22 protein-coding genes are annotated in these 23,730 nt (G+C 39.5%); 11 read left to right on the plus strand and 11 right to left on the minus strand.

Going from position 1 to position 23,730, the window contains the following annotated elements; genetic code table 11:
* The first annotated feature begins 9 nt into the window (after positions 1–9).
* The 3 genes from ATS71_RS08100 (at position 10) to ATS71_RS08110 (ending at position 1,968) form a co-directional block, all read left to right on the plus strand.
* Positions 10–801 carry an SDR family oxidoreductase gene (locus ATS71_RS08100; protein ID WP_058404362.1) on the plus strand — a complete coding sequence of 264 codons (792 nt, stop codon included), beginning with the start codon at positions 10–12 and terminating at the stop codon, positions 799–801.
* Positions 802–902: 101 nt separating this feature from the next.
* Complete coding sequence (locus ATS71_RS08105) at positions 903–1,493, plus strand: DUF2238 domain-containing protein (protein WP_058404363.1); 591 nt, start codon at positions 903–905, stop codon at positions 1,491–1,493.
* A 22-nt stretch (positions 1,494–1,515) separates the two neighbouring features.
* On the plus strand, positions 1,516–1,968 hold the full coding sequence (locus ATS71_RS08110; protein ID WP_058404364.1) for a GNAT family N-acetyltransferase: 453 nt from the start codon (positions 1,516–1,518) through the stop codon (positions 1,966–1,968).
* Between the two features lie 33 nt (positions 1,969–2,001).
* Here the strand turns inward: ATS71_RS08110 and ATS71_RS08115 are convergent, their stop codons facing one another.
* The 6 genes from ATS71_RS08115 to ATS71_RS08140 all read right to left on the minus strand — a co-directional run bounded on the left by ATS71_RS08115 (position 2,002) and on the right by ATS71_RS08140 (position 6,318).
* A complete protein-coding gene (locus ATS71_RS08115) occupies positions 2,002–2,397 on the minus strand; it encodes a hypothetical protein (RefSeq protein ID WP_058404365.1) in 396 nt (131 codons plus the stop codon).
* Positions 2,398–2,681: 284 nt separating this feature from the next.
* Complete coding sequence (locus tag ATS71_RS08120) at positions 2,682–3,176, minus strand: ankyrin repeat domain-containing protein (protein ID WP_058404366.1); 495 nt, start codon at positions 3,174–3,176, stop codon at positions 2,682–2,684.
* Positions 3,177–3,202: 26 nt separating this feature from the next.
* On the minus strand, positions 3,203–3,736 hold the full coding sequence (locus ATS71_RS08125; RefSeq protein ID WP_058404367.1) for a DUF6817 domain-containing protein: 534 nt from the start codon (positions 3,734–3,736) through the stop codon (positions 3,203–3,205).
* Positions 3,737–3,941: 205 nt separating this feature from the next.
* A complete protein-coding gene (locus tag ATS71_RS08130) occupies positions 3,942–4,382 on the minus strand; it encodes a hypothetical protein (RefSeq protein WP_058404368.1) in 441 nt (146 codons plus the stop codon).
* Positions 4,383–4,831: 449 nt separating this feature from the next.
* Positions 4,832–5,011: a DUF6435 family protein gene (locus tag ATS71_RS08135; RefSeq protein ID WP_010557371.1), complete on the minus strand. Its 180-nt coding sequence runs from the start codon at positions 5,009–5,011 to the stop codon at positions 4,832–4,834.
* A 143-nt stretch (positions 5,012–5,154) separates the two neighbouring features.
* On the minus strand, positions 5,155–6,318 hold the full coding sequence (locus ATS71_RS08140) for a PQQ-dependent sugar dehydrogenase (RefSeq protein WP_058404369.1): 1,164 nt from the start codon (positions 6,316–6,318) through the stop codon (positions 5,155–5,157).
* Between the two features lie 405 nt (positions 6,319–6,723).
* Between ATS71_RS08140 and ATS71_RS08145 the strand changes: the two genes are divergently transcribed.
* From ATS71_RS08145 to ATS71_RS08155, 3 genes are all read left to right on the plus strand, one after another.
* Positions 6,724–7,767 (plus strand): ferredoxin reductase, encoded by a 1,044-nt coding sequence (locus ATS71_RS08145; RefSeq protein ID WP_058404370.1) that lies wholly within the window; start codon positions 6,724–6,726, stop codon positions 7,765–7,767.
* Positions 7,764–8,816 (plus strand): fatty acid desaturase family protein, encoded by a 1,053-nt coding sequence (locus ATS71_RS08150; RefSeq protein WP_058404371.1) that lies wholly within the window; start codon positions 7,764–7,766, stop codon positions 8,814–8,816. The genes ATS71_RS08145 and ATS71_RS08150 overlap by 4 nt, the downstream gene beginning before the upstream one ends.
* A gap of 204 nt (positions 8,817–9,020) precedes the next feature.
* The gene (locus ATS71_RS08155) at positions 9,021–10,025 is read left to right on the plus strand and encodes a branched-chain amino acid aminotransferase (protein WP_268801450.1); all 1,005 of its coding nucleotides are present in this window, start codon (positions 9,021–9,023) and stop codon (positions 10,023–10,025) included.
* 84 nt (positions 10,026–10,109) lie between these two features.
* Here the strand turns inward: ATS71_RS08155 and ATS71_RS08160 are convergent, their stop codons facing one another.
* Positions 10,110–10,424 carry a DUF962 domain-containing protein gene (locus tag ATS71_RS08160; RefSeq protein WP_058404373.1) on the minus strand — a complete coding sequence of 105 codons (315 nt, stop codon included), beginning with the start codon at positions 10,422–10,424 and terminating at the stop codon, positions 10,110–10,112.
* Between the two features lie 156 nt (positions 10,425–10,580).
* Between ATS71_RS08160 and ATS71_RS08165 the strand changes: the two genes are divergently transcribed.
* Entirely contained in the window at positions 10,581–12,740 is a 2,160-nt protein-coding gene (locus ATS71_RS08165) for a prolyl oligopeptidase family serine peptidase (protein WP_058404374.1), read from the plus strand.
* A gap of 90 nt (positions 12,741–12,830) precedes the next feature.
* Here the strand turns inward: ATS71_RS08165 and ATS71_RS08170 are convergent, their stop codons facing one another.
* The gene (locus ATS71_RS08170) at positions 12,831–14,123 is read right to left on the minus strand and encodes an anti-phage deoxyguanosine triphosphatase (RefSeq protein WP_058404375.1); all 1,293 of its coding nucleotides are present in this window, start codon (positions 14,121–14,123) and stop codon (positions 12,831–12,833) included.
* 169 nt (positions 14,124–14,292) lie between these two features.
* On the opposite strand from ATS71_RS08170, the gene ATS71_RS08175 reads away from it, so the two are divergent.
* Positions 14,293–15,102: a glucosaminidase domain-containing protein gene (locus tag ATS71_RS08175; protein ID WP_058404376.1), complete on the plus strand. Its 810-nt coding sequence runs from the start codon at positions 14,293–14,295 to the stop codon at positions 15,100–15,102.
* A complete protein-coding gene (locus tag ATS71_RS08180) occupies positions 15,095–15,763 on the plus strand; it encodes a DUF2987 domain-containing protein (protein WP_058404377.1) in 669 nt (222 codons plus the stop codon). The genes ATS71_RS08175 and ATS71_RS08180 overlap by 8 nt, the downstream gene beginning before the upstream one ends.
* 48 nt (positions 15,764–15,811) lie before the next feature.
* Here the strand turns inward: ATS71_RS08180 and ATS71_RS08185 are convergent, their stop codons facing one another.
* From ATS71_RS08185 to ATS71_RS08195, 3 genes are read right to left on the minus strand one after another with little or no spacing between them, the layout of a single operon-like run.
* Positions 15,812–16,816, minus strand: coding sequence for a LacI family DNA-binding transcriptional regulator (locus tag ATS71_RS08185; protein ID WP_058404378.1), 1,005 nt, complete (start codon positions 16,814–16,816; stop codon positions 15,812–15,814).
* Positions 16,817–16,859: 43 nt separating this feature from the next.
* Complete coding sequence (locus ATS71_RS08190; protein WP_058404379.1) at positions 16,860–18,197, minus strand: glycoside-pentoside-hexuronide (GPH):cation symporter; 1,338 nt, start codon at positions 18,195–18,197, stop codon at positions 16,860–16,862.
* A 53-nt stretch (positions 18,198–18,250) separates the two neighbouring features.
* Positions 18,251–19,579: a GH1 family beta-glucosidase gene (locus ATS71_RS08195; RefSeq protein WP_058404380.1), complete on the minus strand. Its 1,329-nt coding sequence runs from the start codon at positions 19,577–19,579 to the stop codon at positions 18,251–18,253.
* Between the two features lie 258 nt (positions 19,580–19,837).
* Between ATS71_RS08195 and ATS71_RS08200 the strand changes: the two genes are divergently transcribed.
* Positions 19,838–21,112: a sugar MFS transporter gene (locus tag ATS71_RS08200; RefSeq protein ID WP_058404381.1), complete on the plus strand. Its 1,275-nt coding sequence runs from the start codon at positions 19,838–19,840 to the stop codon at positions 21,110–21,112.
* Positions 21,112–23,661 carry a glycoside hydrolase family 3 protein gene (locus tag ATS71_RS08205; protein ID WP_058404382.1) on the plus strand — a complete coding sequence of 850 codons (2,550 nt, stop codon included), beginning with the start codon at positions 21,112–21,114 and terminating at the stop codon, positions 23,659–23,661. The genes ATS71_RS08200 and ATS71_RS08205 overlap by 1 nt, the downstream gene beginning before the upstream one ends.
* The last annotated feature ends 69 nt before the right edge of the window (positions 23,662–23,730 follow it).

Raw genomic sequence — 23,730 nt, forward strand, 5'->3', positions numbered from 1 at the left:
GAGGTGCAAATGGATTTTAATAATAAAACAGTGTGGATCACCGGCGCATCGTCAGGTATTGGTAAAGAGCTTGCCGTTCAATTTGCAAAGTTAGGCGCACGCATTATTTTATCTGCCCGCAATGTTGAAAAGCTCACTGAGGTAAAAGCAACGCTTGAAGGTGATGGACATCTAATTATACCGCTTGATTTAGCAAACCCAGAGCAAGTGCTTAGCTCGGTGAATTCACAAATTAATGACATTCCCGCTATAGATATTTTAATAAATAATGGCGGGGTATCTCAGCGGAGTTTATTTTTAGAAAACGACTTTAATGTATACCGCCAGCTGATGGAGGTTAATTATTTTGGTTTAATAGCACTGACAAAAGCAATATTACCCTCAATGGTTGCCAGAAAAAGCGGTTCAATAGTGGCTATTAGTAGTGTGGCAGGAAAAGTTGGCTCAAAGTTTAGAACGGGTTATTCAGGCTCTAAATATGCGGTTGTAGGATTTATGGATTGCCTGCGGGCGGAAGTAGCTGAACACAATATTCATTGCTTAACTATTTGCCCAGGCTCGATAAAAACAGCAATTGCGCATAACTCGTTAAACGAGCAGGGCGTCGCACAAAATAAACCTGAAGAATCAATTGAAAACGGTATGGCAGTATCCTGTGCTGCTGCAAAAATGATAAAAGCAATTGCCAACAAAAAAGACGAAGTTATTGTAGGGCAAGGGTTAAGTGGTTGGGCACCAACAATAAAACGGTTTTTCCCTACTTTATTTAATCGGTTAACGGCTAAAACTAACTACAGATAAAAGTACTGTTTACTATTAATTAAGCCAATAACAGGTTGTAGTTTTGTTAATATTGAAAAGGTAGACTGTATTAAAATTAAATGAATAAGGTAAGGATACTCGTGAAATTTGCATGGCTAAGCCTTTTTTTTGGTGTATTAATTTGGTCTGGCATTAACCCTAAAGATCAATTCACTTGGTTACTTGAAGTTATTCCCGCAGTGATTGGATTAGCACTTATAGCAAGCACGTACAAATACTTTAAATTAACCTCTTTATTGTACTTTTTTATTTTAGTGCATTGTATTGTGCTGATGGTGGGTGGTCATTATACCTACGCAGAAGTACCTTTATTTGATAATTTATTTGGCAGCGAGCGAAATAACTATGACAAAGTAGGGCACTTTTTTCAGGGGTTTGTGCCTGCTTTGCTAGCGCGAGAAATACTGCTACGCAAGCAAGTTGTGAATGGCCGAGGTTGGTTAACTTTATTTGTTATATCTGTCAGTTTGGCGTTTAGTGCGTTTTACGAATTAATAGAATGGTGGGTGGCAGTACTGACCGGTGAAAACGCTGAGGCTTTTTTAGGGACGCAAGGGTATGTGTGGGATACACAGTCTGATATGGCATTAGCGTTATTTGGTGCTATTTGCTCGTTACTGCTGCTTTCAAAACTACACGATACGCAGTTAAAGTATGTAAAAAACTATTAAACACTGTACTGGATAGTTAAAAATGACTCAACAACCTCACAACTACTCAATTAGTACAGACAAGTCTAAGCTTAACTTTAACGTTATTTATAACTTTATTGCTAATAGCTACTGGGCAAAAGGCATACCTAAAAGTGTGATGCAAAAAGCGATTGATAATTCAATGTGCTTTGGCGTGTATAGCCCTAATAACGAGCAAGTTGGTTTTGCACGGGTAGTTACCGACAACGCTACTTTTGCTTACTTGGCAGATGTATTTATTACCCCGCACCTACAAGGGTGTGGCCTCAGCAAGTTACTTATTAAGACAATAGTAGAACACCCTGAACTACAAGGCCTCAGGCGTTTTTTATTAGCCACATCGGATGCGCATGGCTTGTATGCGCAATATGGGTTTGAACCGATAGACAACCCCGCACTGCTAATGCAAATTAATCCTGCAAATGTGTATGATGAAAATAAAGAGGCCAATTAAGCGAGGGGAAGAGCAATGTTTATTTTAACCTCCTTACAGGCCCCAAACTCTTAAGGCTGCCGTATGAATTTCATTTAAAAGTAATACGCCTGCAATACTACCAAAAAGCACCCACTTTTTAGATTTTTCAACTTCCTTGGAGCGTCTGTAAGTAACATAGCCAATAAAGGTTACTAGTACACTAACGGCTATTAATGATAATTGATTCTCTTGGTTAAACCTAAAGTTCCCCTCAATTATATGATGAGAGAAAAATGAAATAACCCAAAGCGTGAACAAAACAGTAAGACCAATTACATAATTAATAATCTTAAATGTATTAATTGAAGTACCACAAACAGGACAAACATAATTTTGTTGCCTAGCGTTGGGTGTTTTAATCCTTACGGTAATTGTTGAATTACATTTTTTACAAACTAACAGAGGCATAAACTCGATTCCATTTAGGGCTTATAATAAGACTGTAGAATAACTCCAACAGCCAAACTAAATTTAAAAAAGTTGCTGTAATTAACTCTAAGTTTTTTTAACGCATTAGCTAATGCTATTTGGAACCCATAAAACAGGCTAACTTTCTTTAAAAAGGGTAATTCTACAGCCTCAACGCCCGCATAAGCAGCTATTAATAATGGGCTAAAATTATTGAGCGCTGCGACAATAGTCTATTGTTAATTGTCCGAGCGAGTTTACGAGCCTTGGTGCTCTTGCTAAGGCTACTTTGCCAAATATTCTAATATTTCTTGGTTTGGATTTTTAGATAGAGTAGCAAAACTTAAGGAATTAATACTTCCATACTTTTTGGCTGCATCGTGGCTTAATTTGGTATCTTTGCTTGCCCCAAGATCCAACAATTTTTTAACTGCAATAGGATCAGAGTACAAAATTGCAGCATGTAAAGCTGTAAAACCGATACTATCTCTTTGCTCAATGTCAGCCCCACAATTAACCATTATACTCAGAACATAATGAAATTTTGTATTTAAAATCTCGCGGCCTGCTACAACTGCACCTAATAGTGAATTAGGCTCAGCATCATTTTCTGGTATGTCAGGACAAGACTCTAACCATAACTCACTTAATGAGCCTTTTATTGTGCCTTTCTGGCCAATGTAATGTAGATGATATCCGAATTCTTGATCAAGGAATGAGTAAATGAGAACACCCAAAACACTTACAGGGAACAAGACAATAATAATGAGTTTTTTCACTTCACTTTCCTTGTTTAACAGCTTATTTATGCGAAATTCGACAAGGCAGATTTGTACGCATTTCTAGCCCCAGGGCTTAAATAAATGTCCATACCTTGGAACAGTTCAAATAGCTCAGCACCATATTTAAGTTTGAACTCTTCACTGCTAGAAAAAAGCTCTAGCTCGTTAGCGACGGTTAACTCGCAAAACAATTTCACCATTGCATTGTCTAGTGTGAATGTTGAACCAGTAAACCTGTCTTTAAATTGGATTTCTAGCACTTTGCCAAATTGAGGGAATACATAGTCTCGGTCGCATGAGCAATACAAATAAACCAATGCTTCTTCATCATTACCAATAATCCGCGCTATTTCTTGGCGCTGGCTTAACGACACCATATTTTCATCGAAACCCGCTGTTCCATACGCGGCATGGAAGAGGCCTGCGATTTTAAGTAATTCGCTACTACCCCAGTTAATTAGAACTTTCTCAGTACCTTTTAGGTGTGCTTCCAATGAGCCATTGAGGTGGTGAAAATCACCCGCACCAAGCTCTTGCAGCATTCCAAATTTATCCATAAATATCAATTTCCTTTAGGCCGCATAATGAGACTGTAGAATAACTCCAACAGCCAATTTCAATTAAAAAACGAGCTCCTGTAATTAACTCTAAGCGCTTTTAAAGCATTAGGTAATGCATTTGGAACCCATAAAACACGCCGATTTTCTTTAAAAAGAGTAATTCTACATCCTCAACACCCGCTTAAGCGGCGAAAATTGCTTTTCATTTTTGTCCGCTTGAAGCGTTTCTTATATGCAACATTTTCCACGGAACTTGATTGTCTTTTCTGTGAAATAAAGAGCCGTCATGGTACTGAATCCAACCGAGGTCATAGTAAAAATCAGTATCATCATAACGCCCAAGTACAAACCATTGGTCCATTCTTAAAATCACTCCCTGAGTATGCTTCACTACTTTAATCAACTCTATTTCAGTTTCCACAGGTAACGCAGTTACATGCTCATAAATAGGGCATTGGTCAAAGCCATTATTTTGTATTAGTTCGCTTCCCAAATCGCTATTACGCTCATTAAAGCATAAAAATAGGTCTTTTGTTGTCGTTGCTTGGCCCAAAAACTGCGGAACGTATGACTTCTTGGTCACATCAATTGTGGTCGTGCAAGCAGTTAAAAATAAAATGGTAAATAACAGAAGATGTTTCATTGCACATAACAACTTTATCAAAGGACACTTTCCTCTTTTTATGAGGAATGTATGTCCTATTATTTATATTTAATATTAATAACAAATCCTGTAACACATTGCGAGTATTAAACTTTAAGTCGGATATAGTTGACCATAGCACTTTTAACAACAGGCAAAAAAGAGGAAAGTGTCTTCAATTTCTGACTTAGGAGGATAAACGCCATCGCTTTAGCAAATGCAGTAATTAAAGATTTAAAATAAAAACCAAAAGCTTTTTTAAACCATTTTACCACCTCTAAAAAATGGCAACGATAATATAAGTAACCACTTTAAATACAATTGTTTGTGTAAGACTATTATAAAGGTAGGTTTTTTTGCGGGTCGGAGCTGTAAAACAAAGAAGTAATTAATTATTTACTAAACGCGTCTACCTGCTTTTGAAACGGGTAGACACGTTTAATGCGAATTCACTTGGCTTTTTTAGCCTCAAGCGCTTCTATTTCACTCCAGATTTTTTCGGCTTCTTCGCTTAACATGGCGTAGCTTTTAATGTCGCCTTTACGCTGAGCTTGCATGCCTTGCTCTAATTTGGCGTCGTACTCTTTACGTAATTTTTTTGTTGGGTCTGATTTGAATATCGAAAACATGGGACTCGCTTAATTTTATAAAAGTGATTGCATTACCATACGCTACAAAGCGATAAAAAGTTCTTTTAGCAGTAAGGCGTTTACCTTATTAAATTAAAACAAGGTAAACGAATTATTTGCTATGCTGCGGTTACTAAACGGCTTTATAGCTCAGGCTCTAGGCGTTTAATACCTTGGCCATCTAAGCCTAAATAAATGTAACCATCAGCACCTTGGGCTAAACTTCTTACGCGGCCAATGCCTTCTAATATTTTTTCTTGGCTTTTTAACGTGTTTTTTTCAAGAGTAAGTGCACTTAAAAACGAAAACTTCATCGATGATAAAAGCACTTTACCTTTTAATTTAGGGTACTTGTCGCTGGTGACAAATAGCATGTCTGATGGCGCAATAGATGGTGTCCATTGTGATGTTGGCGATTGCATACCTTCTTTTGTTTGCAGGTCTGTAAATGACGTGCCGCTGTAATTTACGCCATAGCTAACTACTGGCCATCCGTAGTTTAATCCTGGTTTTATTAAATTAAGTTCGTCACCGCCTCGGGGGCCATGTTCGTGAGCCCAAAGTACATTATTTTTTGTATCAAACCACATGCCTTGCGGGTTTCGATGTCCGTAAGACCATACGGCATGTTTAGCATCGGCTTGTTTAACAAAGGGGTTATCAGTTGGAATACGGCCATCTTGATGAAGGCGATAAATTTTACCTCCATCGCGAGTAAGATCTTGCGGGTTGATGTCGCGAGAACCACGATCTCCTATTGAAAAATAAACATAGCCTTGTTTGTCAAACACAATACGGCTGCCGTAGTGTTGACCTTTTGTACTATTATGCTCACCTTTGTATAAAACGTGTGGCTCTAGTAGTTGAGTGTGATCATCGCTTAATTTTGCGCGCATTAATGCAGTGTTACTACCACTGCCTTTGCCTTCAGCGCTTGAGTAAGTAAGGTAAAGCCATTGGTTGTTTTTATCATCGGTATGCAGTGCTAAATCAAGTAAACCGCCTTGGCCGTTAGCATCTATATCGGGCAATCCCTTTACTTGGGTAAGCGTTGAGGTGTTTTTTCGTAACAAAAAAAGTTGGCCACTTCGCTCGGTAATTAATAAATCACCGTTTGGTAATGCCTCTATTGCCCAAGGAATAGTCACACCCTCAGCAACGCTTATTGTTTTTACATTTAGTGGCAAACTCGACAGCGCTTTAAAATCTACTGCACTGACTGGCATAGCAGAAAGCGAAAATAAAGCAGCCGTTAGTGCGGTGCTTTTAGCAGAATGTGTATATTTTTTTGATTTTATGTTGACCATGATATTTCCAAAATTAATCAAATTAGGGTTACGTTAGCACGAGCAGTAAAAATTTGCTAAGCGTTGCGATAAGTGGGAAATGCTATTATTTTTCAGTTAGTTACCTATGTGAGGTGCAAGTTTTTAAAATAAGTAAGCTCAATTAGTAAAGTCTGTTTTTACTTTTAATGTAAGTTTACAAATACGTTTATTAATTTTGTTTAGTTTGTTTTTCATTCGAATTTTTTTAACTAAATTGTGGAAGAAATACGCTAATGGGTTGAAAACTTGAATTTTCAGCGTACACTTGTGCGCTGAAGTTTGAGCTTACACTTGTATGCTCAAATAAGTAAGGTTCTGATTTGTGCTAACCCTCCAGTTTGTACAAACTATTGAGCAATAGACCAATATAGAGATTTTATTAGAATGTTGACGCAGGCATTAAATCAATTTTCAACGTGGTTTTTACACCATCAAACGTTTGCAGGCTACATAGAGCCAATAATGCAAGTGTTTAAACCTGCTTGGCGTGCAGGGCAATATAGAGCACAGCTGATTAGTTCAGAATCATTGAATGGTGAATTTTTGAGTTTAAAGCTCAAACCAAGTAGGCAATGGCCTGCGCATACCGCAGGGCAACACATCAGCTTAACCATTGAAATGAATGGACGATTATTAACGCGCGTTTTTACAGTTGCTTCAGGTGTTAAATATTTCAAAGATACGGGATTGTTACGCTTGTTAATTAAAACAAGCAAACAAGGACGATTTACCGGGCTATTAAACAACAAAGCTAAAGCGGGTACATGGTGCAATATATCGGCTGCATCGGGTGAGTTTGTATTTAAAAATACACATACTCCCGCCACATTGATAGCTGGTGGGTCTGGTATAACGCCGATGCTAGCAATGCTTGACGATTACTTAGCGCAAACAACCAAAGCAGTAAATTTGGTGTATTACGCAAAATCAGGCGAGCACCAATGTGTTGATGAGTTGCGCGAATTGGCCACACAATTTAGTCATTTTTCATTTTTATTGTTAACACGTGAGCAGTCGAGCGACATTACCAGCAATATTAAACAGTGGGACAATCCCGATATATATTGCTGTGGGCCACTAGGTTTTATGCAAACAGTGCAAGAGTTTGCTAAAAAACATGATCTTAATTACTACCAAGAAGCGTTTGGCTTAGCGTTACCCCAAGTAAACAATGAAGATCAGTTTACTGTAAAAGTGAACAGCCAAGCTCACATTGTTGAAGGCAATGATGTACTTCTTAGCCAGTTTGAAGCTAAAAAATTACCGGTAAAACGTGGCTGCGGAATTGGTATTTGCCATCAGTGCCAATGTATTAAAAAATCAGGAATTGTACGTAATTTAAAAACAGGTGAAATGTCAGACAACGGCGAGCAATTAATCCAGCTTTGTATAAGCCAACCTGTGAGTGACTTGGAGTTACAATTATGAAAAATATAAACTTTGACCAGCTTGCAAGCGATTTAGATACCATAAAAATGAATACGCTTGCCAAAGTAGGGCAAAAAGATGCTGACTACATTCGCTCTGTCGTTCGAAAGCAAAGGCTATGTGAGTGGAGCGGGCGAATATTATTAATGCTTGGATTTATTCAGCCTTTACTATGGGTTGCAGGTGTTTTGTTACTGGCCTTGGCTAAAATACTCGATAATATGGAAATTGGCCATAATGTTATGCATGGGCAATACGACTGGATGAACGACAAACAGCTTAATTCTCAGCAATATGAATGGGATATAGCCTGCGATGGTCAAAGTTGGCATCGGGTTCACAATTTTGAGCACCATACATACACTAACATTATTGGCAAAGACCGTGATTTTGGTTATGGACTGCTGCGCTTAAGTGATGATTTCAAATGGCGCTTTAAAAATGTGTGGCAGTTTTTTACTTATATAAATTTAAGTGTGATGTTTCAGTGGGGCGTGTCGTACCATGAACTAGCAGCAGAGCGCGTTTTCATGGGTAAAAAGAAAGAAAACCGTGAAGGGCAAGTGTCGCATACCACATTAAAACAGCGCTTTCTTAGCAAAGGCGCTAGGCAGTTAATTAAAGATTATGTGATATTTCCGTTATTAGCAGGGCCTTTATTTTTGTGGGTGATAGCGGGTAATTTATTAGCAAATTTACTGCGTAATTTATGGACTTCGACAATTATATTTTGCGGCCACTTTACTGAAGACACCGAAACATTTAAAGCGCAAGACTGTGTAAATGAAACACAAGGCGAGTGGTATTATCGCCAAGTATTGGGCTCGTCTAATATTAAAGGATCAAATTGGTTTCATATTTTAACAGGGCATTTGAGTTGCCAAATTGAGCACCATTTATTTCCTGATATGCCGTCGTCGCGATATCAAGAGGTGGCACCTCAGGTACAGGCCGTTATGCAAAAGCACGGTATTGATTACCATACCGGCGGGTTTTTTAAACAGTACGGCTCGGTGTTAAAGCGAATTATTAGATACTCGTTTAAATAGCGGTAGGGCTACGTAAAGCGCGTTAAAGATTTAAAACATAAACCGGCCTGTGTTAGCGTACATGCCGGTTTTTTGTTGTTGTGATTAATTAACATACAGTTCGTTTGGTTTTTTCTTATTGTTAATTAAAAATCCGTTACTTTAGCTATGGTTAATTGATGCGTGATTGTCATACAATGGAGAAAAATAGACCACACAAGAGAGATTAAAATGGCCGCATTTGGTACTGTGTTTATGCCGCAGATGATTCAAGCTCGTTTTTCAGATAATCAATGGAGCGAAACCTCAGTTGTTCCATGCGATAAGCTTGAGTTTCATGCTGGTGCGCACGTTCTTCATTATTCAAGCACCTGTTTTGAGGGCTTAAAAGCATTTCGTCATGACGATGGGTCTGTTTATATTTTTAGAATGGATGCAAACATAGCCCGTATGCAGCAAAGTTCTGCACTTTTAAGCTTACCAAGTTTTGATGGCGATATGCTTAAAACGATGATTATTGATATTGTACGCCAATATGCAGATGAAACTCCATTACCGCCTGGCTCTATGTATATTCGTCCAACACATATAGGCACAGAAGCGGCAATTGGTAAGGCGGCAGCACCTTCAATGAGCTCGTTGTTATACACTTTACTTTCGCCCGTTGGTGATTATTTTGCCGGTGGTGCAACGGCACTACGTGTTTTACTTGAAGAAGATGGTATGCGCTGTGCACCTCATATGGGCATGGTTAAAAGTGGCGGTAACTACGCCAGTGCGCTTGGTCCAATTAGTGCAGCTCGCAAGCAGTATCAAGCAGACCAAATATTATTTTGCCCAGGTGGGGACGTACAAGAAACCGGTGCTGCAAACTTTATTTTGATTGATGGCAACGAAATTATAACCAAAGCGCTCGACTCCACCTTTTTACACGGTGTAACGCGTAATAGTATTTTAACGATTGCTAAAGATTTAGGCATGACGGTTAGCGAACGTAATTTTACAGTCACTGAGCTTTTAGAGCGTGCTGCAAAGCCAGGTACAGAGGCTGCGCTTTCTGGTACTGCTGCGGTATTAACGGCTGTGGGTACTTTTATTCATAACGATAAAGAATATAAAGTAGGCACAGGGGAGCCTGGGCCAACAACCGCGCGTCTGCGCCAAGCATTGAACGACATTCAATGGGGTAAAGCAGAAGATAAACATGGTTGGTTAACTAAAGTGGTTTAGCGTTTAATACTCAATTAAGCGAATTGATATAAAGTAACCAAAAAGCCACCTAATTAAGGTGGCTTTTTGGTGCTGGTAACGTTATTAAAATTTTATTTTTCCGGTGAGTATATCTTTAAACATAACCCAGTCTCCCCATAAGCTATAAAAAGGGTGCTTAAACGTGGCTGGGCGGTTTTTTTCAAAAAAGAAATGCCCAACCCACGCAAAGCCATAGCCAATAATGGGTAGCAGCCACAATAGCGCAAATTTTTGACTTAATAATGTGGTAATAATAACCATAAGTACTAATAGGCTACCTATGAAATGCAAACGGCGGCAGGTTACGTTGCGATGCTCCTTTAAATAATAAGGGTAAAAAGCTTTAAAACTGTTGAAACTAGGCTCATTTTTTTCCATAAATCACGCTTTATTTTTATTGTATGTTTTTACTATTAAAGCGTAAGTTTACACTTGTTTACAGCGATAAATGGCACTTAACGCATCTTAATAGACATAAGCTTAAAAAACTCATAAGTTATTACTAATACTTAATAAATAAAAAGAACACAAAATATGTTACTTAAACGTACCCTTGCCTGTGCTGTATTCTTAGCACTGAGTGGCTGTTCAGAGCCCACCAATACGTCGGATCAAAAAGAAGTAAAATTATCTATGAATAAAGCTAACTCAGTAGTGTATCCCGAGACCAAAACAGGGGATGTAGTTGATACCTATTTTGGAGAAAACGTTGCCGATCCTTACCGTTGGTTAGAAGATGATATGAGTGAAGAAACAGCTGATTGGGTCAACGCTCAAAATACGGCCACTTTTTCATACTTAGAACAAATTCCTTATAGAAATAAGCTCAAGGAACGCCTTGAAAAACTGATGAATTACGAAAAAATAGGTGCGCCATTTGAAGAGGGCGGTTACACCTACTTTTACAAAAACGACGGCTTGCAAAATCAGTTTGTTTTATACCGTAGCAAAGGCGATGATGCCCCTGAGGTATTTTTAGATCCTAATAAATTTAGTGACGATGGCACAACGTCTATGTCGGGTTTGTCGTTTTCTGAAGATGGCAGTTTATTAGCGTATCAAGTATCTGAAGGTGGTAGTGATTGGCGTAAAATTATCGTTATTAATACAACGACTAAAGAGCAAGTAGAGCAAGCTTTAGTTGATGTGAAATTTAGTGGTATTGATTGGCTAGGTAATGAAGGATTTTACTACTCTAGCTACGACAAGCCAAAAGGCAGTGAGCTGTCGGCTAAAACGGATCAACATAAAGTGTATTACCATGCTTTAGGTACATCGCAGAATGACGACCGCGTTGTATTTGGTGACAGCGAGGCGCAAAAGCATCGTTACGTTGGCGCCGATGTGACACATGATGGCAAGTACTTGCTAATTTCGGCCAGTGTTTCAACGTCTGGAAACAAACTTTTTATAAAAGACTTAAGTAAAGAAAACAGTGATTTTATTACTGTTGTAGGTAACGCAGACTCAGATACTTCTGTGATTGATAACGACGGCGATACGCTCTACTTGGTTACAAATTTAAACGCACCAAACAAGAAAGTGGTTACGGTAAACGCAAATGACCCGGCGCCTGAAAATTGGGTCGATTTTATTCCAGAGACCGATAACGTACTTAACCTAAGCAAAGGTGGGAATACTTTTTTTGCTAATTACATGGTGGATGCAATTTCGCAGGTTAAGCAATACAACAAGCAAGGTGATTTAATCCGTGAAATTAGTTTACCAGGCGTAGGGACTGCACGTGGTTTTCGCGGTAAAAAAGATCAAACAACGCTTTATTACTCGTTTACTAACTATAAAACCCCAGGGACTACTTTTTCGTTTGATGTAAGCAGTGGCGAGTCAAAGGTCTATCGTGAATCGGCAATCGATTTCAATAGTAACGATTACACCTCTGAGCAAGTTTTTTACACCTCAAAAGATGGTACTAAAGTGCCGATGATCATCACTTACAAAACGGGTATAAAATTAGATGGTTCAAACCCGACTATTTTATACGGTTACGGTGGTTTTAATGTAAGTTTGACGCCAAGTTTTAGCCCCGTTAACGCGCTTTGGCTGGAGCAAGGTGGAGTGTATGCCGTTGCAAATATTCGCGGTGGTGGTGAATATGGGAAAGATTGGCACAATGCTGGTACAAAAATGCAAAAGCAAAATGTGTTTGATGACTTTATTGCAGCAGCAGAGTACTTACAAGATAAAAAGTACACGTCTAAAAAACGTTTAGCACTGCGGGGTGGTTCAAACGGTGGTTTATTAGTCGGTGCGGTTATGACACAGCGCCCTGATTTATTTCAAGTTGCATTACCGGCCGTAGGCGTACTTGATATGCTTCGTTACCATACATTTACAGCGGGCGCTGGTTGGGCATACGATTACGGTACTAGTGAGCAAAGTAAAGAAATGTTTGAATATATTAAAGCTTACTCGCCACTTCACAATGTTAAAGCAGGCGTTGAATATCCAGCCACTATGGTAACAACCGGTGATCATGATGATCGTGTGGTGCCATCACACTCATTTAAATTTGCCGCTGAATTACAATCTAAGCAGGCCGGTGACAACCCTACGCTGATCCGCATTGAAACTAATGCAGGCCATGGTGCAGGTACACCAACCAGTAAGGTTATAGATTTATACGCAGATATGTTTGGTTTTACGTTATATAACATGGGCGTTAAAGAGTTATAAAACGCGCATACGTTTAAAAAATAAATAAGCCGAGTAAATTTACTCGGCTTATTTGTTTATGTTGGGCTCCTCAAAAGCCCTCATGCTTGACTACTGCACTGGCAAAAATAATCGCTGATAGGTTTTATATGCGTATTCATCACTCATGCCACTTAAGTAGTCACAAATAATGCGCATACCTTGGTTGTGCTTTTGCGCTTCAATATACTGTGCTTGTGTGGTTTCGGGTAATAAACGAAGCGGATCGCTTGCAAACGCTGTAAACAATTCAATGAGTAAGTTTTGCCCTTTAAACTCAATTTGTTGCATTTCAGGGTCGCGAATTAAGCGTTGAAATACAAAGTGCTTGAGTATTTGTAGCACGTTTTCATACTCTGGGTGGAGCTTGGCAGTGTGTTTTAAAATAGGGCATTCAAATGCCTCGTGTTGTATGTCTAAATGAATATGAATGATGAAGGTGTTCACCAGCTCACCTATGGCGTCTTTTCGTTCAAAATCATTTTTTGAAAAAAGTCGAGATGTTAACGTTTCAAGTAAGCTATTTAGCCAGTCAAAATTAAGCGCTTGCAAGTGAGGTAATGCATGCGTTTGCCAGTCATCTAATGTTAAAACATGGGTTGCAATGGCGTCTTCTAAATCGTGCACGGCGTAAGCTATATCGTCGGCATGTTCCATTATGGCGCTGTCGAGTGATTTATATAGCGTTTTGGCACGGTGTTTATCTATTCTTGCGTAGGTGTTTAATAGTGTTTTGTCGTTTTGGCTTAATGGTTCAACAATCCAGTTAAATATGTGTGCGTCGTCTTGGTATAACCCTTTTGCTGGGCGCCAATCATCGGCTTTAATAAACGCACGTGTGTTATGAGTATCAGGTATGGTGTGCCACAACTCGTTTATAAACGCTGGGTATTTAATAAACCCCAGTAATGTGCGGCGTGTAAGGTTCATACCATACCCATTACTGTATGGCTCTAGCTTGGCAACAATGCGTAAGGTTTGTGCATTTCCCTCAAAGCCACCATGGTTTCGCATCATATAATTGAGGGCAATTTCACCCCCATGGCCAAAGGGTGGGTGGCCAATATCGTGAGCTAGGCAAAGTGTTTCGAGTAAACCGGTTGATGGGAAATGGCTAAAATCACTGTGCTGTGCTTTTAAATGCCTTAAAATACCGGTGCCAATTTGTGACACCTCTAACGAATGGGTAAGGCGGGTACGATAAAAATCGTTTAGGCCAATCCCCATAATTTGTGTTTTAGCTTGTAAGCGCCTAAACGCAGCGGCATGAATGATTCTTGAGCGGTCAACCTGCCAAGGTGAACGGTTGTCGTTAGGTCTGTGTTTATATTGCTCTATTATTCTACTTTGCCAAACTTTGTCCATACTGCTAAACCACTATTTAACCTGTTTAGTGCTTAGTATACCCATGCACTTATAAATTGCGAATGAACATATTTTTGTAATTCGCGTTTATATAGTGGCTTAGGTATAATGAAGGTTCGTATGTGTGTGTAGTTACCATACATAAATAGTTGTTTGAATGAGACAATACATGCTTAAGATTATCTTTCAGTTTTTGTTAGCCATCCTTTTTATATGGGCGCTTGCGTACCCGTTTGTACAAAGTGATGAAACCGATAGCGTAGATCAAACCACCAGTGAACAAGCTAAAAAAGTGAAGAAAAAAGAAAAGCCGTTACACAATGTCACGTTGCCTAAATTTTCTGAATTTACCGATGTAAAAGAGAAAAAACGCGCATTTTTTGATTTTATTCGCCCTCATGTTGAGGCTGAAAATAAAAAAATATTACAACAACGTGCCAAGCTAGAAATAGCCCGTATGATGCTTGAAAACAACCTATCGCTTGAAGAGAAACAAAACAAAGATATTGTAAAAATCCTTAAACAATATGGCTTACCTGAAACGGTTAACACACTTGTGCTAACTCAGGCTTTGCGACGTGTTGATATTATTCCTAAAGAAATGGCATTAATGCAAGCTGCAAATGAGTCAGCTTGGGGGACCTCTCGGTTTGCGCGAATTGGTCTGAATTTTTTTGGTCAGTGGTGTTACTCAAAAGGTTGCGGCATGGTGCCAAAGCGTCGTAACACTGGCGCAGCACACGAAGTCGCTGCATTTCAATCGGTGCGTGCTGCAGTAAGCTCTTATTTCAGAAATATAAATACCCACGGCGCTTACAAAGAGTTACGAGGCATACGTGAAAACCTGCGTCGTGAAAAAAAACCAGTATTAGCAACCAAGTTAACCCATGGTTTAATGTCTTACTCTGAGCGAGGTGAGGCATATATAGAAGAATTAAATACGATGATCAGACAAAACAGAGCTTACTTTGATGAATAAATACATGACAGGTTGTTTTTACGCGAGTTTACTTTTTTTGTTGGGCTTAAGTGCATTTAGCGCCAATGCCAGAGAGTTTGTAATGTCGTACGATGGTTTTTATGACCGTTTAAAAGTAGTTAATAAAGGGGATTTTCAATATGCTCGCGTTAACTTTTATATAAGCGATATTGCAACTAACGAGGCATGTGCAATAAAAAACGGAACCATTTTAACAGAAAATAACGAGTACCCACTTAACTTTACGGACAGTGCGCAGCTGTTGCTACCTTTTGATAAACAACTTGATTCAGATAAAGCCGTTATTGTTATAGAGCCACAAAACCTTGAACATGATTGTCAGTTAAAGCTACAAATAGAAGCTAACGAGTTTGACGATTTAGCCTTTTCAAAACATGCGTTATATACCATTAATGATGAGTTGGATGAATTGCTAACTGATTTGTCTGGTTTTTTTGTTAGTAAATTAATGTGGTTTTTATTACCTGAACAAAAGGGCGTGGCTGTTACCTTTAAAAATCCAATAAACATTAAAGATGAAAACGTGACGTGTAAGGAATCGATTTGTTACTTTGATGTTGACGATAATTGGGAAGAGGATGAGCAGTCATTCGGTGATATTAGTAATGTACTAAAAGTAACCCCATGGATTGCAAAGTAACAGTAAACGTTGCAATGAAATATTAAAAAAGCGGCATTAGCCGCTTTTTTAAATTTTAAGAGGAGCAGAGGAGTCGCGCTGCATTAGCGTAGGCTCAAAAAAACGGTTTATTTCGATATTTTTGGTTTGGTATACATCTTTTAGAACAAGCTTTGCGGCCATTTCACCCATTTTAGCAACCGGGTTATCAATTGTTGTTAGTGTAGGGTAGAGGTAGTTTGCAAATATTACATTATCAAAACCAACAATTGATAAATCGTTAGGCAAATGGTAGCCGTGTTCACGGGCATACTTCATCGCACCCGACGCCATTTCGTCGTTGGCACATACTAAGGCGGTAAAACTTAGGTTTTTATTCATCAGATGCTCAAGCGCTGAGCTTCCACCGGTTTCGTTAAAGTCACCTTCAAAAAAGAGCGATGGGTCAAAAGTGATATTGGCTTCTTCAAGGGCTTGTTTATGACCTGCCAAACGATTTGCAGCATCGGCTTTAAACTGAGGGCCTGCAATATAAGCAATTTCGGTATGGCCTTGTTCTAGTACTGATTTAGTTGCTAAATATCCGCCTAGTTTGTTATCTAGGCTAATGCAGTTGTTTTTGAGTTCTTGCACGTAGCGGCTCATTAAATAAACCGGTGTTGTGCCTTTACTGAGCGATATTAAGTAGTCATCAGTCACTGCTTCAACATGCAAAATTATGGCGTCGCAGCGTCTGCTAATTAAAAAGTCGATGCCTTCTTTTTCTTTGTCTTCTTCACTGTGGCCGGTTGTGATAATAACGTGTTTACCGGCAGCTCTTAGCTCAGACTCAATCCCCGCCATCATTTGAGCGAAGAAAGGACCGTGTAATTCAGATACTAAAATACCCACACTATTAGTGCAATTTGATGCCAAGGATTGGGCTATTGAGTTAGGTTTGTAACCCAATGTTTGCATTGCATCGAGTACTTTTTTAGTTGTTTTATCGCTTACTTTTGTATTTTTGTTCATTACCCGAGAAACGGTAGCTAACGATACACCTGCAAGCTCTGATACTTGATAAATTGTTGCCATGTTACTTATTGACTCGCTTTCACCCTTAACTTATTCAGCTAAATCATACCTTAGTGTTGTTAACTGTAGTTAGCTTTGATTGAATATTTTCGACAACCTGATTGGTTAACGTGTATTTTTTCATTGTATAAGCTACAAAGAGTGAGCCAAGGGCTGGTAGCACAGTAAACGACAGTAAAATTCCTTGCTGAGTACTTATTGTTTGCGTGACATCAGCCTGATAACTGTAAAACGATAGTAACCAACCAGCAATAGCCCCACCAACAGCTACACCCATCTTAATAAAAAATATAACACCCGAGTAGACGAGGCCTGTAATTCGTAAACCCGTTACCTTGTGGCCATAATCAATGGTGTCAGCCATTTTTGCCCAAAGGAGTGGGGTTGCCATGTCTAAAAAGAACTTCCATAAAATAAAAGCAGCAAACGCCAAAACGAGTTGATCGCTACTAATAAAGTAGCTAAATCCACAAATAGTTGCAGCGATAAGTTGTAAACTTATGTAGGCCTTTATTTTGCAAAAACGCGCCGCTAATGGCTGTGCAACAGCGCAACCTACCATGCTGGCAACCACGCCTAGGGTCATGAATAGGGTAATTAAATCTTCTCTGCCTAGGTAATATTTTACGTAATAAACCGCCAAAGTTAGCCTAAGCACTTGACCGGTTAGTAAGAAAAATGCCGCAATGCACAAGGTACGCCATTGATCGTTTTTTATGAGCGCTTGAATGCTTTTAGCAAAAGGAATGTTTTGTTCCTTGGGTTGCTGAATACGTTCTTTGGTACCTAAAAAGCAAAGTAAAAATAGCACAAGGCCTAAAACACTCATGGCGGTCATGGTTAACTGATAACCTTTAGCGCTATCGCCCTGGCCAAAGTATTCAACCATTGGCATGGTGCACCCAGCAACAATTACCCCACCGAGCATACCAAATACAAAACGGTACGATTGAATAGTGACACGCTCTTTTGAGTCTGCGGTTAACACCCCGCCTAGTGCACAATACGGGATGTTGATAGCCGTGTAAGCGACCATCAGAAGTGTGTAGGTACTGAAGGCGTATATTATTTTGTCAGTGCCTTCTAAGTCTGGTGTAGTAAACGCTAAGATACTAATAATGGCAAAAGGTAACGCAAGCCATAATAGGTAAGGGCGAAAATGCCCCCAGCGAGTATGTGTTTTGTCAGCTAGGTTGCCCATTAAGGGATCGGTTACCGCGTCAAAAATGCGAACAGCTAAAAACATAGTGCCTACAACAGCGGGGGATAAGCCCACCACGTCAGTGTAGTAAAGCATTAGGAACATCATAACCGTTTGGAAAATAATGTTGCTAGCGGTGTCGCCTAATCCGTAGGCTATTTTTTCTTTTACACTAACCATGGTTGCTTTATCTCGCTTTATGTTTTTTTAATTGCGTTAATAAATACGTTTTATTATCTATTTGAGATTAATGCTTTGTAGGCTAGGCCACTATTTTTTATAGTACGTTGCTGTGTGCTGTAATCTACGTAAACAATGCCAAATCTTTTTAAGTAGCCTTCCGCCCATTCAAAATTATCCATTAGACTCCAGGCAAAATAGCCGTCAATTCTTACACCTTGCTCTGTTGCATTGTGAACAGCGTTTAAGTGACTGTTGTAGTAGTCTAATCGATCTACATCATTGATTTCACCATTATTATAACTGTCGGGCATCGCTGCGCCATTTTCAGTAATAAAAATAGGTGGCAGGGCATAGGTATTATTAAGTGTGACTAATAACTCGGTGAACGACTCAGGATAAATCTCCCAGCCCATATCGGTTAGCGGCCCAGTGGGTTTTATTGGCTCGTAAATTTCAGTTGGATGGGCTTTATAGAATTGGCGGGTATAAAAGTTAATACCCAAGTAATCAATAGATTGAGAAATAATTGCCATGTCACCATCGTGAATATCTGGCAGATGTTCACAAGGGAGTTGTTCAATAATAGCAGGGTATGCACCATCCATAATGGGCTTCATGTACCACTGGTTAAGGTAATCATCTGCAAACGCTGTTGCTGCAATGTCATCAGCGTTTTCAGAGATGCTGTAACAGGGTGTAAAATTAAGGACAATACCGTTTAAAGTCGTCGGTGAATTTTGTTTTAACACGGTCATGGCAAGGCCATGAGCTAATAATAAATGGTGCGCGGCTTTGCGTCCGTATTGCTTACCCACTTTACCGGGAGCATGAATGCCAATTTCGTACCCTAAAAAAGCACTGCAAAAGGGTTCGTTTAAGGTAGCGTATGAATGCACCCGGTCACCAAATGCAAAGGTAATTAAATCAACATAGTGAGCAAACGCATAAGCGGTTTCACGATTTAACCATCCGCCTTCGTCTTCAAGGTGTTGAGGTAAATCCCAGTGGTATAAAGTGACAAACGCTTTGATATTGCGCTTTTTTAGTTCATCTAATATGTCAGTGTAAAATTTTACGCCTTCAGGGTTAAGCTCACCATTTTTTGTGATAACGCGAGGCCAAGAGATAGAAAGCCTGTAAGCATCGACTCCTAATGATTGGATTAAATCAATGTCTTGTTTCCAATTATTGTAATGATCACATGCAACATGCCCATTAGAGTTATCAGCTATTTTACCTGGAGTATCGCAAAAGGTATCCCATATACATGGCAGCCGGTGTGTTGACCCGCCTTCTATCTGGAAAGACGCTGTTGCTACACCGTAAATAAACTCTTTTGTTAATAGAGGTGAACAAGTTGGTAAAGATATTTTAGTCATTAGTTACAAACCTTTTAAAACCTTAATTGCACTTTTCGCGCCGATATTTACTGCCCCGTAGCTGACTCTGGACTTGATAAAAAAATAAAAATTGTTGAATTATGTTACATGTTCGTATTTAATTAGCTGTGAAAGCGCTTACATTTTTAAGATTAATGTTAATTAACCTTCAGGTCAACTCTTTAATAGCATGGCTTAGCCGCCAATTTATTAAAAATCCATAGAAGGTTAACGATAATAATAAATTGCGGAGAGCACATGGCTAGTTCAGCACCACTGACATCACACACACAATCGCAAAACACAGGCGGTAATAATTATGGGTTTGCACTCACATCGTTAACAACACTATTTTTTATGTGGGGTTTTATTACCTGCCTAAATGATATTTTAATCCCGCACTTAAAAGCGGTATTCGATTTAACATATGTGCAGGCTATGCTTGTACAGTTTTGTTTTTTTGGCGCTTACTTTTTAGTATCTATTCCCAGCGGTCACATACTTAAAAAGCTAGGTTACAAGCAGGGTATTGTTGTTGGATTACTTATCGCTGCAGTAGGTTGTGTATTATTCTACCCTGCGGCTCAAATGCACAATTATCCTGTATTTTTATTAGCGCTATTTGTGCTAGCAAGCGGAATTACGTTATTGCAAGTATCTGCCAATCCGTATGTAAGCTTGTTGGGACCTGAAAAAACAGCGTCTTCTCGTCTAACATTAACGCAAGCATTTAATGCGCTTGGTACTACTGTTGCGCCATCATTTGGGGCATTACTTATACTAGGCTCTGCCTCAGATGCTTTTTTAACACCTGCGCAAAATGCAGAGTCGGTTCAACTTCCTTACTTAATCCTTGCTGCAATGTTAATTGCGTTAGCGGGTATTTTTGCATGGCTCAAACTACCAGACATCATGAGCGAGCAAAAAGAAGCGGCTGAAAACTCAGATACTATTGAAGGAAGTGCTTGGCAATATCGCCACCTTGTATTGGGTGCGGTAGGCATATTTATGTATGTTGGCGCAGAGGTTGCTATTGGCAGCTTTCTGGTGAGCTTTTTAGCACAAGAGAATATAGCTGGATTAAAAGAGCATGTAGCAGCGCATTACATCACTTATTATTTTGGTGGTGCCATGGTGGGACGTTTCATTGGTGCCGCCGTTATGCAAAAACTACCTGCAGGCAAAGTGCTTGGCTTTAACGGCACAATGGCTATTATTTTAGTGATTATTGCTATGAGCACATCGGGACAATTAGCCATGTGGTCAATTTTATTAGTTGGTTTATTTAATTCAATTATGTTTCCTACTATTTTTAGCTTAGCGCTAAATGGCTTAGGTAAACACACTGCTCAAGGGTCTGGTATTTTATGTTTAGCAATTGTAGGTGGTGCTATTGTTCCGCTAATACAAGGTGCATTTGCAGATTACATGGGTGTTCAACTTTCGTATTTTTTACCGGTTTTATGTTACATATTCATCGTATTTTATGGCTTAAGCGGTAGTAAACCCGTTCAAGCTAAGGAGACTTTATAATGAACACACGTTTTACGCTTAATAAAATTGCATTAGCAACACTTATTGCATCAGTAACAACTATAACGGCATGTTCTAATGATAATGGTACAGAGGTTAATACCAATAAAGAGCAGACAAGTGCAGAGCAAATATGGCCAAAGCTTAATATAGCTGTAAAAAAAGAGGCTGAGATTGAATCGCAAATAGCCAGCTATCTAAAATCAATGACGCTAGAGCAAAAAGTTGCGCAAATGATTCAGCCTGAAATACGTGATATTACCGTAGAAGACATGCGTAAATATGGTTTTGGCTCTTACCTAAACGGTGGGGGGGCTTTTCCAAATGGTGATAAACATGCTACACCACAAGATTGGGTAGCGCTTGCTGAGAAAATGTATCAGGCGTCTGTTGATGACTCTTTAGATGGCAGCAAAATTCCGACGATGTGGGGCACCGATGCAGTGCACGGTCATAATAACGTGATTGGTGCTACGTTATTTCCCCATAATATTGGCCTCGGAGCGGCGAATAACCCAGAACTTATTGAAAAAATAGCCTCAGTAACTGCGGTAGAAGTAATGGCTACCGGTATTGATTGGGTATTTGCGCCAACAGTTGCAGTTGTTCGAGATGATCGTTGGGGCAGAACCTATGAAGGGTATTCTGAAGATCCCGCTATAGTGCGTGAATACTCAGCAGCTATTGTAAATGGCTTGCAAGGTAAAGCCGATGAAGACTTTTTAAGTGATAAACGTGTCATTAGTACTGTTAAACACTTTTTAGGTGATGGCGGCACTGTTGATGGTGACGATCAAGGTAACAACATTGACAGTGAACAATCGTTATTTGACATACACGCCCAAGGTTACGTAGGTGGTTTATCGGCTGGTAGTCAGTCAGTCATGGCGTCATTTAACAGTTGGAACGGCGTTAAAAATCACGGTAATAAATATTTACTAACCGATGTATTAAAAACACGTATGGGATTTGACGGTTTTGTAGTTGGTGATTGGAATGGTCACGGACAAATCAAAGGCTGTAGTAACGAAAGCTGCCCACAAGCTATTAATGCCGGACTAGATATATTTATGGTGCCAACTGGCGCTTGGAAACCACTATACGAAAATACCATTGCCCAAGTTAACTCTGGTGAGATTAGCATGGCACGTATTGACGACGCTGTAGCACGTGTACTGCGCGTTAAGCTGCGTGCGGGCTTATTTGACAAACCAAGCCCAGCTAACCGCTTATATTCAGGAAAAACAGAATTAATTGGCGCACAACAACACCGTGAAGTAGCACGACAATCAGTTCGTGAGTCACTGGTATTGCTTAAAAATAAAAATGACTTATTGCCGCTTGCGCCAAATCAACATGTACTGATCACCGGCGACGGTGCGGATAATATCGGTAAACAGTCTGGTGGGTGGAGTATTACTTGGCAGGGGACTAACAATAAAAATGCTGATTTTCCGGGAGCTACATCAATTTATAAAGGCTTAGAAGCGCAAGTTACGGCAGCTGGTGGTAAAGTAACTCTCAGTGATGATGGCGCGTTTGAGCAGCGCCCAGATGTAGCCATTGTTGTATTTGGTGAAGAGCCTTACGCGGAAGGCCATGGTGACAGAGATAACCTTGAATTTGAGCGCGGCAATAAAAAATCGTTAGCGTTGCTCAAATCATTAAAAGCACAAGGAATAAAAGTTGTTTCTGTGTTTATATCTGGTCGCCCAATGTGGGTAAATAGTGAACTTAATGCATCTGATGCGTTTGTAGCCGCATGGTTACCTGGTACTGAAGGTGGCGGTGTTGCTGATGTACTACTAAAAGGAGCCGACGGCAGTATTAAACACAATTTTAAAGGCAAGCTGTCTTTTTCATGGCCTAAAACGGCAGTTCAAACAACTGTAAATAAGGGAGACGATGATTACTCGCCATTACTACCTTATGGCTTTGGTTTAACCTATGGTGATAAAAATGTACTTGCCGATAATTTAGATGAAAACTCGCAATTAGATAATTCATCACTAACGAGTATGGATATTTTAGTGGGGGCACCGGTAGCACCCTGGCGTTTATTGCTCAAATCTGGTGATGAACTGTTAGATGTGTCGAGCAGCACCCATGAATTTGGCGCTATAAAATATCGAACAGAAGATAAGGTTGTGCAAGAAGATGCTCGCCAGTTTAACTTTAACGGAAGCGAAAAAGCGAGTGCTGAAATAGTAACGAGTTTTGCTGAAGATACCATTACTTATGTTGAAGCAAATGGTGTTATTAGTTTTGATATAAAGCTTAATCAACCGCTTGGCAATGAACTTTCACTTGCGATGTGTTCGGGTGAATGTGGTGAGAGTATTAACTTCTCTAACGTGGTAGATACTAGTTTACTAAGCAAATGGCAGTCAGTATCGATTGACCTTAAATGCTTTGCTGATAAAGGCGTAAACTTTGCAAGCTTAACAAGTCCATTTAGTTTGCACAGTTCCGGTGAAGCGTCAGTATCGGTATCAGATATTCAATTTGTACCAAACAAAGCAGATGAAGCAACGCTTAAATGTGAATAAGAGTGTGCCAAATTAATTAGAAATAAATTGTTGTGTGTAGTAAAGCCCTTCATCGAAGGGCTTTTTTAT

The organism is Pseudoalteromonas sp. H71, from assembly GCF_001468485.1.
Classification (GTDB): Bacteria; Pseudomonadota; Gammaproteobacteria; order Enterobacterales; family Alteromonadaceae; genus Pseudoalteromonas.

Bases quoted from the DNA above. Each gene is read 5' to 3' on its own strand.
- ATS71_RS08100 (WP_058404362.1), top strand. From the start codon at position 10: ATGGATTTTAATAATAAAACAGTGTGGATCACCGGCGCATCGTCAGGT.
- ATS71_RS08110 (WP_058404364.1), top strand. From the start codon at position 1,516: ATGACTCAACAACCTCACAACTACTCAATTAGTACAGACAAGTCTAAG.
- ATS71_RS08115 (WP_058404365.1), bottom strand. From the start codon at position 2,397: ATGCCTCTGTTAGTTTGTAAAAAATGTAATTCAACAATTACCGTAAGG.
- ATS71_RS08125 (WP_058404367.1), bottom strand. From the start codon at position 3,736: ATGGATAAATTTGGAATGCTGCAAGAGCTTGGTGCGGGTGATTTTCAC.
- ATS71_RS08130 (WP_058404368.1), bottom strand. From the start codon at position 4,382: ATGAAACATCTTCTGTTATTTACCATTTTATTTTTAACTGCTTGCACG.
- ATS71_RS08135 (WP_010557371.1), bottom strand. From the start codon at position 5,011: ATGTTTTCGATATTCAAATCAGACCCAACAAAAAAATTACGTAAAGAG.
- ATS71_RS08140 (WP_058404369.1), bottom strand. From the start codon at position 6,318: ATGGTCAACATAAAATCAAAAAAATATACACATTCTGCTAAAAGCACC.
- ATS71_RS08145 (WP_058404370.1), top strand. From the start codon at position 6,724: ATGTTGACGCAGGCATTAAATCAATTTTCAACGTGGTTTTTACACCAT.
- ATS71_RS08150 (WP_058404371.1), top strand. From the start codon at position 7,764: ATGAAAAATATAAACTTTGACCAGCTTGCAAGCGATTTAGATACCATA.
- ATS71_RS08160 (WP_058404373.1), bottom strand. From the start codon at position 10,424: ATGGAAAAAAATGAGCCTAGTTTCAACAGTTTTAAAGCTTTTTACCCT.
- ATS71_RS08165 (WP_058404374.1), top strand. From the start codon at position 10,581: ATGTTACTTAAACGTACCCTTGCCTGTGCTGTATTCTTAGCACTGAGT.
- ATS71_RS08170 (WP_058404375.1), bottom strand. From the start codon at position 14,123: ATGGACAAAGTTTGGCAAAGTAGAATAATAGAGCAATATAAACACAGA.
- ATS71_RS08175 (WP_058404376.1), top strand. From the start codon at position 14,293: ATGCTTAAGATTATCTTTCAGTTTTTGTTAGCCATCCTTTTTATATGG.
- ATS71_RS08180 (WP_058404377.1), top strand. From the start codon at position 15,095: ATGAATAAATACATGACAGGTTGTTTTTACGCGAGTTTACTTTTTTTG.
- ATS71_RS08185 (WP_058404378.1), bottom strand. From the start codon at position 16,816: ATGGCAACAATTTATCAAGTATCAGAGCTTGCAGGTGTATCGTTAGCT.
- ATS71_RS08190 (WP_058404379.1), bottom strand. From the start codon at position 18,197: ATGGTTAGTGTAAAAGAAAAAATAGCCTACGGATTAGGCGACACCGCT.
- ATS71_RS08195 (WP_058404380.1), bottom strand. From the start codon at position 19,579: ATGACTAAAATATCTTTACCAACTTGTTCACCTCTATTAACAAAAGAG.
- ATS71_RS08200 (WP_058404381.1), top strand. From the start codon at position 19,838: ATGGCTAGTTCAGCACCACTGACATCACACACACAATCGCAAAACACA.
- ATS71_RS08205 (WP_058404382.1), top strand. From the start codon at position 21,112: ATGAACACACGTTTTACGCTTAATAAAATTGCATTAGCAACACTTATT.